At 71.5% G+C, this 8453-nt stretch carries 8 protein-coding genes; 4 read left to right on the top strand and 4 right to left on the bottom strand.

What is annotated here, in order from left to right; genetic code table 11:
- Window positions 1-276: 276 nt before the first annotated feature.
- Both ACFFQA_RS33260 and ACFFQA_RS33255 read right to left on the bottom strand, forming a co-directional pair.
- Complete coding sequence (locus ACFFQA_RS33260) at window positions 277-969, bottom strand: fibronectin type III domain-containing protein (RefSeq protein ID WP_377860930.1); 693 nt, start codon at window positions 967-969, stop codon at window positions 277-279.
- A gap of 60 nt (window positions 970-1029) precedes the next feature.
- The gene (locus ACFFQA_RS33255) at window positions 1030-1623 is read right to left on the bottom strand and encodes a hypothetical protein (RefSeq protein ID WP_377860935.1); all 594 of its coding nucleotides are present in this window, start codon (window positions 1621-1623) and stop codon (window positions 1030-1032) included.
- 173 nt (window positions 1624-1796) lie between these two features.
- Between ACFFQA_RS33255 and ACFFQA_RS33250 the strand changes: the two genes are divergently transcribed.
- Window positions 1797-2723 carry an aldo/keto reductase gene (locus ACFFQA_RS33250; RefSeq protein WP_377860928.1) on the top strand — a complete coding sequence of 309 codons (927 nt, stop codon included), beginning with the start codon at window positions 1797-1799 and terminating at the stop codon, window positions 2721-2723.
- A gap of 163 nt (window positions 2724-2886) precedes the next feature.
- Here the strand turns inward: ACFFQA_RS33250 and ACFFQA_RS33245 are convergent, their stop codons facing one another.
- Complete coding sequence (locus ACFFQA_RS33245; RefSeq protein WP_377860926.1) at window positions 2887-3588, bottom strand: HSP18 transcriptional regulator; 702 nt, start codon at window positions 3586-3588, stop codon at window positions 2887-2889.
- Between the two features lie 76 nt (window positions 3589-3664).
- On the opposite strand from ACFFQA_RS33245, the gene ACFFQA_RS33240 reads away from it, so the two are divergent.
- From ACFFQA_RS33240 to ACFFQA_RS33230, 3 genes are all read left to right on the top strand, one after another.
- A complete protein-coding gene (locus ACFFQA_RS33240) occupies window positions 3665-4096 on the top strand; it encodes an Hsp20/alpha crystallin family protein (RefSeq protein WP_377860924.1) in 432 nt (143 codons plus the stop codon).
- A 252-nt stretch (window positions 4097-4348) separates the two neighbouring features.
- Window positions 4349-6466, top strand: coding sequence for an ATP-binding protein (locus ACFFQA_RS33235; RefSeq protein ID WP_377860922.1), 2118 nt, complete (start codon window positions 4349-4351; stop codon window positions 6464-6466).
- Complete coding sequence (locus tag ACFFQA_RS33230) at window positions 6456-6710, top strand: LuxR C-terminal-related transcriptional regulator (protein ID WP_377860934.1); 255 nt, start codon at window positions 6456-6458, stop codon at window positions 6708-6710. Before ACFFQA_RS33235 ends, ACFFQA_RS33230 begins: the two co-directional genes overlap by 11 nt.
- Window positions 6711-6723: 13 nt before the next feature.
- Here ACFFQA_RS33230 and ACFFQA_RS33225 read toward each other — a convergent pair whose 3' ends face one another.
- Window positions 6724-8172: an FAD-binding protein gene (locus tag ACFFQA_RS33225; RefSeq protein WP_377860920.1), complete on the bottom strand. Its 1449-nt coding sequence runs from the start codon at window positions 8170-8172 to the stop codon at window positions 6724-6726.
- Window positions 8173-8453: the final 281 nt, after the last annotated feature.

The raw sequence follows: 8453 nt of genomic DNA, 5'->3' as shown, positions 1-8453 counted from the left end.
CGCAGCGGCCCTGACCTGCTTCAAAAGACTCCCCAAATAAGACACTCCCTTAATGCGAAATGAGAGCGCTCTTTTGCGCATTAAGGTGACAAAACGCGAAGACCCGGCCACGCCAGCCGACGCACGAGGGCACGAGCGTGCGGGGGCGCGAGGGTACGGGGGCGCGAGGGTACGGGGGTGCGGGGGTGCGGGGGCACGAGGGTGCGAGGGCGCGAGGGCGTGAGGGCGCGGGGGCGGCGCCAGCTCGGGGGATCGGGACGACTTGCGGGACGGCAGCTAGTGCTGTGCGTCGCCCGTGGTCAGGTGTACGACGTTGGACTGCTCGCCGTAGTAGAAGGCGCGCACGCGGTAGCTGGCGTTCTTCTCCTCCGGCAACGTGATCAGGCCGAAGGAGTTGACGTTCGGGTCCAGCACCGCCGCCGCGCGGAACTCCTTGGCGCCCGCCGCGCGGACCTCGATGAGGTAGCCCTCCTCGTCGGCCGCGTTGTCCGTCCAGGTGAACCGGATTCCGTTGGCGTGCATGACCGTTGCTCGCACATCGGTCGGGGCCGCCGAGGTCTCCCGCACCGGTCTTGGCGCGGTCGGGCCGCCGGGCAGGGTTTGCGGTGCTGCCCATTCGTGTCCGTCCTTTTCGGACTTCTCGTCGAAGTCGCCTGGCGGCAGGGACACCTCCAGCGGTGCCGATGCGGGGCCGTGGATCGCACGGAGCCGGTAGTAGAACGGGGTCCTCGGCATCAGGTCGGGGTGCGTGAACGTGGTCTGTCCCGGCGGAGCGAACTGGAGGACCGTGTACGCGCCGTTGGGCTCGGTGGCGAACTCCACCGTGCGCGCGGCGAGGTCCCGCTCGGTTTCCTTCCACGCCAACGTGATGTCGGTGGGCGAGGTCATGGTCGCGGACAGCATGGGCGGCGGCGCAGTGGCACATCCGGCGAGTGCGGCCAGGAACAAGGTGAGGAGGGCTCTGCGCATCAGGACCTGCCTGCTGGGTGAATGCGCGGTGACCCCGTGCGGGGCCACCGCGCTGGACGGCTACTTGCGCCAGAACCTGATGTTGCTCCAGACCACTGTGGCCGGGCCGTTGCCGCTGTTGGTGCGGTACGCGCCGAACTTGTCGTAGAAGCTGCCGCCGGGGCTGGACGTCGTGTGCCGCAGCGACCCGTTGATGTAGGTGCGGTGCGCGCTGCCCACCTGGTGCACCGTGTTGACGCGGACCGTGGTGCCGACCGTCGCCCCGCTGGCGATCGTGTCGCCGCCGTGCACCGCGTAGAGGCGGCCGCCGCGCTCCACCGCGAGCATGAAGTAGGGGCCAGGAGTCGAGTCGTCGAACGTCTGCTTCAGGCTGATCCGGGTCCCGCCCATGCTGGTGATCCGGAACGAGCCCTCGAACTGGTGGGTGCCGCCGGTGTAGGTCGCGTAGCGCCGTTCGGCGCGCTGGTCGCCGCTCGCGGTCGAGCAGGTCAGGGTGAAGGTGAGGTCGTTGACGGTGCCACAACCCCTTTCCTGCACGGAGAACGAGGGCGAGTGGGACGTCCAGCCGCCCGGTTCGACCTCGGCGTTGGCCGCTGGTGCCACCAGCAGCAGTCCGCCGACGAGCACGGCCCCGGTCAGTGCGCGAGGCTTCATCGCCATCACCAAACCTCCGGTGTGTCCTTGACAGCGTGTACCCGGTGCGGGGAAAGGCTTTCCGGGCCGCGGCGGTCGGGCCAGCGTGCCAGCCGACCGCGAATGTGACAAGGGTTCACATATGTGTCCGTCCACTCCGCTGAAACCGCTGGTAGAGGCACTAGGGTGGGGGCATGTCCGTTGACCGCACCGGCTTGGGGCTGGCCGCGCTCGGCCGCCCGGCGTACATCAACCTCGGCAGGGAGAACGCCCTGCCGGTTGACCGCACCGTCGACGCGATGCGCGAGGCCTGCTGGCGGGTGCTCGACGCCGCCTACGCGCGCGGCGTGCGCTGGGTGGACGCCGCGCGCTCGTACGGCAGGTCCGAGGAGTTCCTCGCCGGCTGGCTGGCCGACCGGCGGATCACGGACGTGACGACGTCGAGCAAGTGGGGCTACGCCTACGTCGCGGACTGGCGGCCCGACGCCGAGGTGCACGAGGTGAAGGAGCACTCGCTGGCCCGCTTCACCGCCCAGTGGGCGCAGACCCGCGCCCTGCTCGGCGCGGAGGTGCGCTACTACCAGGTCCACTCGCTGACGCCGGACAGCCCGCTGTTCGCCGACCGGCCGCTGCTGGAGGCGCTCGCCGGGCTCGCGGCCTCCGGCGTCCGCGTCGGGTTCTCCACATCCGGTCCGGCCCAGTCCGATGCGGTGGAGCGCGCGTTCGAACTGGAAGTGCTGGGGCAGAAGGTCTTCAGCGCGGTTCAGTCCACGTGGAACGTTCTCGAACCGTCCGTGGGACCCGCACTGGAGCAGGCGCGTCGAGCCGGGGCGCACGTGTTGCTCAAGGAAACCGTTGCCAACGGCAGGCTTGTCCTGGAGCCGCCCGCCGCGGTCGCGGAGCTCGCGCGGCGGCACGGCGTCGGTCCGGACGCCATCGCCATCGCGGCGGCGCTTGCCCAGCCGTGGGCGGACACCGTGCTGAGCGGGGCGGCGAGCGTGGCGCAGCTTGAGTCGAACCTCGCCGCGCTCGACGTCCGGCTCGGTCAGGACGATCTGCGTGAGCTCGCCGAGCCCGCTGGTGACTACTGGGCACGGCGCGGCCTGCTCGCGTGGACCTGAGTACCTCGCGCGAACGCCCTGGGATGCGTTGTGTCCGCCAGGGAATCGCGTGAGCTCAGCGCCGAGCAGTGCGGAAGGCTACTCGTCGCGCAGTAGCCGCTGACAGGGGCGGATTCAGTGCTGTGCGGGCCGTCGCCGGTGGGGAGGTTGGAGATCGGCGGCGCTACCGGTCGTGCTGGGGACCGCTCCGCCGCCGCGCGTCCCGCTCCCTGGCGCGCAGCCGGTCCGTCCGGCCGGTGATCTCGGCGATTTCCTCGGCCAGTGCGGGATGCGTGTCGTGCAGATGTGCGCCCGCGTTGGCCAACGGCTCCAACAACGCCGAGCTGTTGGCCGCGCCCAGTGCGCACTGCACCTGGTCGACACTGTCCTGTGCCGCCCCGCTGAGTCCGCTCAGTCCGGCGACCCTGCCACTGAGGCCTCTGATCACGGCGGCGTTCTCGCGCGCCCACGCGTTCACGGCGCGGTCGCCTGCCCTCCGCCCGCGCTCGGCCCGCACCCGTTGTTCGCCGGTGCTCTCCGGGCACTCGACCCCTTCGGTGCGCAGCCGCAGGTATCGGCGCTCCGCGGCCTGTCTGCTCGCGACGCCGAGCGCGGGCGCCAAGCGCACCCAGCTCGTTCCGCCCTCCCGTGCCGCCGTGATCAACCGTGGCTCCCAGCCTGCCAGCACCTCGCGGAGGTTTCTCAGCAGCGTCAACGCCGCGAGCACCTCCTCGGCCTCTGCGCCGCCGTCGGTGGTGACCGACCGCACCAGCTCAAGAGCCTCGGCAACGGGGTCGGTCGAGGCGGTCCCGTGCCGCGCGGACAGGAGCCGCCGGGCGGCGGTGAGCTCGTCCTCGTCCACAATGTCGTCCTTTCGTTGACTCACGCACTTGTCATCGTTTCGACGACATGTTAGAACGGTGGTGCGCGTTGACACCAGACGACGACCAGGAGGTGGAACGATGTTGATGCGCACCGATGCCTTCCGGGATTTCGACCGGCTCGCCCATCAGGTCTTCACGGGCACGTGGTCCAGGCCCGCGGCCATGCCGATGGACGCCTACCGCGAAGGCGAGCACTTCGTCGTCGCCTTCGACCTGCCCGGCGTGACCCCGGACGCCATCGAGCTGAACGTGGAGCGCAACGTGCTCACGGTCAAGGCCGAGCGGCGGCCCGCAACGGGCGCTGACAAGGTCGAGATGCAGGTGGCCGAGCGTCCACTCGGTGTCTTCTCCAGGCAGCTGTTCCTCGGCGACTCCCTGGACACCGACCGCATCGACGCCTGCTACGACGCGGGCGTGCTGACGCTGCGCATCCCGGTCGCGGAGAAGGCGAAGCCGCGCCGCATCGAGATCAGTGGCCCGGGCCAGGGCCTGAAGCAGATCAACGCCTGACCGCCTCGTGCCTGCGCCTCGATGCCCCCGGCCTCCCAGGCAGGGCCGGGGGCATCGCTGTCCGAAGCGACTAGAATTCCTTCGGTGACCGGTCTCCCGGTCACCCCATCAGCGTGATCGGCAGCGGACGTGCCAGCCGGAAAGCCCGGACGGACCGGTGACCGTTGATCATGCTCTAGTTTGCTCGAGTCGAGCCACGCCGTTTCGGAGCGAGGAACCAATGACCTGCTGGGCCCTGGACGTGGTCAGTACGTGAGCGGCCTGCGGCAGCGGGGAGTGCCCGCCGCGGTCAACAGCTTCGTCGGCCGCGCCGAGATCCTCACCGAGGTCAGGGAGAAGCTGGCCGGGAACGCCCGGCTGGTCACCCTCGCGGGCACCGCCGGCGTCGGCAAGACCCGGCTGGCCGAGGAGATCGCCCGCGCCGAGGTCGATGCCGGGACCTACCCCGACGGGGTGCACCTGCTGCGGCTGGGCGACCTCGCCGACGCCGACCTGCTCGCCCAGACCGTCGCGGGCGAGCTCGGCCTGCGCGACCAGTCCACCCGGCCCTCGCTGGACCTGTTGATCGAGCACCTGCAGACCAGGGACATGCTGCTGGTGCTGGACAACTGCGAGCACCTCGCCGACGCCGCCGCCGAGCTGGTCGGCACGCTGCTGCTGTCCTCGCCGAAGCTGCGGGTGCTCGCCACCAGCCGCCAGTGGCTGGACCTGGCCGCCGAGCACGTGGTTCCGCTCAAGCCGCTGGCCTTCCCGGACATGCAGGTCGAGCAGCCGGTGGACTCGCTGGCCTCCTACGACGCGGTGCGGCTGCTGATCGACCGCGCCGACGCCGACGGGGTGGCCATCGACCGCGACACCATCGTCGACGCCGCCAAGCTCTGCCAGCGGCTGGACGGCATCCCGCTGGCCATCGAGCTGGCCGCGCGGCTGCTGATCGCGCAGTCGCTGCCGGAGGTGCTGGCCAGGCTGGAGGAGCTGACCCCGCGCGCGGCGGGCGGCACCCGGCTGGCCCGCAACCGGCGGCGCACGCTGGAGGACGCGCTGAGCCTGAGCTACAGCCTGTGCGGGCCGGACGAGAAGCGGCTGTGGGCGCGGATCTCGGTCTTCGCTGGCGGATTCGACTGGCTGGCCGCGGAGGAGGTGTGCATCGGCGAGGGCATCCTGCGCGACGACATCCTGCCGCTGCTGGCCGACCTGATCCGCAAGTCGATCATCACAACCGAGAAGCAGGACGGCAGGACCCGCTACCGGGTGCTGGAGTCGGTGCGGCAGTTCGGCGCGCAGCGGCTGGCCGAGGCCAACGAGGCGGGCGTGCTGCGGCAGCGGCACCTCGACCACTACCGGCGGATGGCCGCCGACGACGCCAGGGAGTGGTTCGGCGCCCGCGAGGTGGAGCTGCTGATCCGGTCCTGGCGGGAGCTGCCGAACCTGCGCGCGGCCATCGACTTCTGCCTGGAGAGCCAGGACCAGGTCTACGTCTCCGCCGAGATCGCGATGAACCTGGCGCGGCTGCGCACCTGGTACTTCGCCGGCAGCCTCGGCGATGCCCGCAAGTGGCTCGACACCGCGCTGGACCGGCTGACCAGCGAGACCGCGAACGCGCTGAGCGTGACCACGCTGGCCACCGGCGCGTGGATGAGCATCATCCAGGGCGACCGGACCCGCGCCGAGTCGCTGATGCGCCGCTGCGACACCGAGCTTGAGGAGCTGCTCGGCCGCTTCGCCACCCCGAAGACCATCGCCGAGCTCGCCCCGCCGCCGGTGCTGTGGGCGAAGGGCAGCTACGGCTTCCTCGTCGGCCGCGACCCCCGGTCACTGGAGGTGCTGGCCGCCGCGCGGGACCGCTTCCGCGCGGAGGGCGCCACCGGCGACGCGCACATGGCCGCCCTGTTCCTGGCGATGGGCGCGGCCTTCATCGGGCAGCCCGAGCAGGCGCACGAGAGCAGCGCCGCGGTGCTCGCCGAGGCCGAGGAGGCCGGCGCGGAGTGGGCGATCACCTGGGCGATGTGGGCGCAGGCGCTGACCGAGCTGGTGCACGGCGACCCGCGCAAGGCGGTGCCGATCTTCCGGGCCTCGCTCAAGCGGCAGTACGCCATCGGTGACCGGTGGGGGCCGGTGTGGGCGGTGGAGGCGATGGGCTGGACCGCGGGCGCGCTCGGCGACCACCGGAGGGCCGCTCGCCTGCTCGGCGCGGCGACGCGGTTGCAGACCCAGACCGGTGTGACCATCGCGGGCCTCGCGCCCTTCGACGACCGCAGGGCCATCGCCGAGCGGGCCGCCCGGCAGGCGTTGCCGCCGGAGGACTTCGCCGACGCCTACAACACCGGGCGGGACAAGGACTTCCGACCAGATCGTGGCGATGGCCCTTGAGGAGGGCGAGGCGGCCGAGGCGGCATCGGCCGCGGTCACCGGGTCTGCGGAGTCGGTGCTGAGCAAGAGCGTGCTGGCCACCGCGCGGCTGATCGCCCAGGGCCTGACCAACAGCGAGATCGCCGCCCGCCGCAACCTCTCGGTCCGCACCATCGAGGACCACGTCAACATCGCCAACGCCCGGCTGCGGGTGAACAACCGGGTCAAGATCGGCCTGTGGGTCCGGGAGCACGACCGCCAGTAGCTCCCGGCCGCGCTCAGCCCTGCCGCGGGAAGATCCCCACGCCGGTGCCGAGGATGCCGACGGGGTCGTAGCGCTTCTTCGCGGTCAGCACGTCCAGCCAGGTCGCGCCGTAGTGGTCGCGCCAGTCCTGCTGGCCGAACTCGGTCGAGCCGAGCGGGTACAGCACACCGCCGAGCGCGCGGGCCCGCTGCCACAGCCGGGCGTTGCGCTCCAGCATCCGGGTGGTGAAGCCCGCGTCCGCGTCGACGGGGGCGACCGTGAGCAGGTCGAACAGCCACACCACGTCGCTGTCGGCTGGGATGCGCAGCCTCGGGCTCAGGAACGACCGCGCCAGGTGCGGCAGGATCAGCACGAAGCCCTGGGGCGCCCACTCCTCGCGGGTCAGCGCGGGCACCACGGAGCCGACGTGCTCCTCGACGGTGGCGTCCGGCAGCAGCACGTCGTGGCGCGGCTTGACCCGCTGGTCCCAGCCGATCTCCCGGTAGTCGTCGATGAGGCCGTCGAACTCGGAGATGTGGTCGAGGTAGGACTCGTCGACCACCATCGGCGCGGACACCCCGGTCGGCAGCCCGCGCAGCGTGTGCGACTGCTCCGGCGGGATGCCGTCGTGGAAGACGTGCACCCGCACCTGGTAGAGCGGGGGAGAGGCCGTCGTCGGCGGCACGACCATGGCGAAGACGCCGTCGATCTCGTCGCGCTCGATCAGCGTCCGCATCGCGCGGAACGCGGGGCGGGGCTCCACGTAGTGCAGCAGGTAGGTCCGCGAGCACTCCGGCGCGGGCAGCAGCCGCAGCCGCACCCGGGTGATGATCCCGTACTGGCCGAGCCCGCCGAGCACGGAGTCGAACAGCTCGGCGTTGCGGTTCGGCGAGCACCACAGGCGCTCGCCGGTGCCGGTCACCACCTCGACGGCGAGCACCTGGTCCACCAGGCCGCCCTCGCGGAAGTTCGAGCCGATCCCGCCGACGGACAGCGTCCCGCCGAGGGTGAGCCTGAGGTAGCCGGGCAGGCCCTCGGCGCGCAGGCCGCGCTGGGCGGCGAGGTAGGCCACCGAGCGCCAGGACGCGCCCGCGTCCGCCTCCAGCCAGGTCCTGGTGATCTGGTGCACCTCGGCCAGCGCGGTCATGTCGATCACCAGGCCGCCCTCGACCAGGCTCTGGCCGTTGGTGGTGCACGCCTCGCCGCGCGCGCTGACCGGGATGTCCAGGTCGTGGCAGTAGGCCACCATCGCCCGCACGTCGTCGACCGAGCCGGGCACGAGCACTGCCGCGGGCACGGCGTCGACGATGTTTCCGAGGTCACGGCCGTAGCGGGCCAGCGTGGCGGGGTCGGCGAGCAGGCGCCCGGCCAGCTCGGGCGCGGGCACCAGCCCGGCGGCCCCGGCGTCGACCGTCCACTGGCGACCGGCGCGGTCGAAGCCCGCGATCAGCCGGTGGTCGGAGAGCGTCATCGCGCGGTCCATCGTCTTTCCTTCCCGGCCGCCGTCGCGGGTGCCGCGGGGGCGTTTCGCGCGCAGGGCCGAGCCGACACGTCGTGTAGTGGCGGATCAGCTTCACAAACGGCCGGTACGGAACACCACCGTGCACACACGGGATCTGCGCACGGGCAGGTGAGAAAGCGGTACGGGAGGGTGTTCGGGTGGTCGCGCGGGGTGACCAGAATGGACGGTTCCCAGGTGGTGTGACCTGCGTGGTTGAACCTTCAACGCGGTGGTTCCGCCGCGCCGCGACCGCACGGCGAGCG

Origin of the sequence: Allokutzneria oryzae, assembly GCF_042429765.1 — a bacterium.
Classification (GTDB): domain Bacteria; phylum Actinomycetota; class Actinomycetes; order Mycobacteriales; family Pseudonocardiaceae; genus Allokutzneria; species Allokutzneria oryzae.
The sequence above is the reverse complement of the archived record's forward strand: the minus strand, read 5'-3'. Positions and strand labels throughout refer to the sequence as shown.

Excerpts from the sequence above, each read along its gene's own strand:
- ACFFQA_RS33260 (WP_377860930.1), bottom strand. The coding sequence starts at position 969 with ATGCGCAGAGCCCTCCTCACCTTGTTCCTGGCCGCACTCGCCGGATGT.
- ACFFQA_RS33255 (WP_377860935.1), bottom strand. The coding sequence starts at position 1,623 with ATGAAGCCTCGCGCACTGACCGGGGCCGTGCTCGTCGGCGGACTGCTG.
- ACFFQA_RS33250 (WP_377860928.1), top strand. The coding sequence starts at position 1,797 with ATGTCCGTTGACCGCACCGGCTTGGGGCTGGCCGCGCTCGGCCGCCCG.
- ACFFQA_RS33240 (WP_377860924.1), top strand. The coding sequence starts at position 3,665 with ATGTTGATGCGCACCGATGCCTTCCGGGATTTCGACCGGCTCGCCCAT.
- ACFFQA_RS33230 (WP_377860934.1), top strand. The coding sequence starts at position 6,456 with ATGGCCCTTGAGGAGGGCGAGGCGGCCGAGGCGGCATCGGCCGCGGTC.
- ACFFQA_RS33225 (WP_377860920.1), bottom strand. The coding sequence starts at position 8,172 with ATGGACCGCGCGATGACGCTCTCCGACCACCGGCTGATCGCGGGCTTC.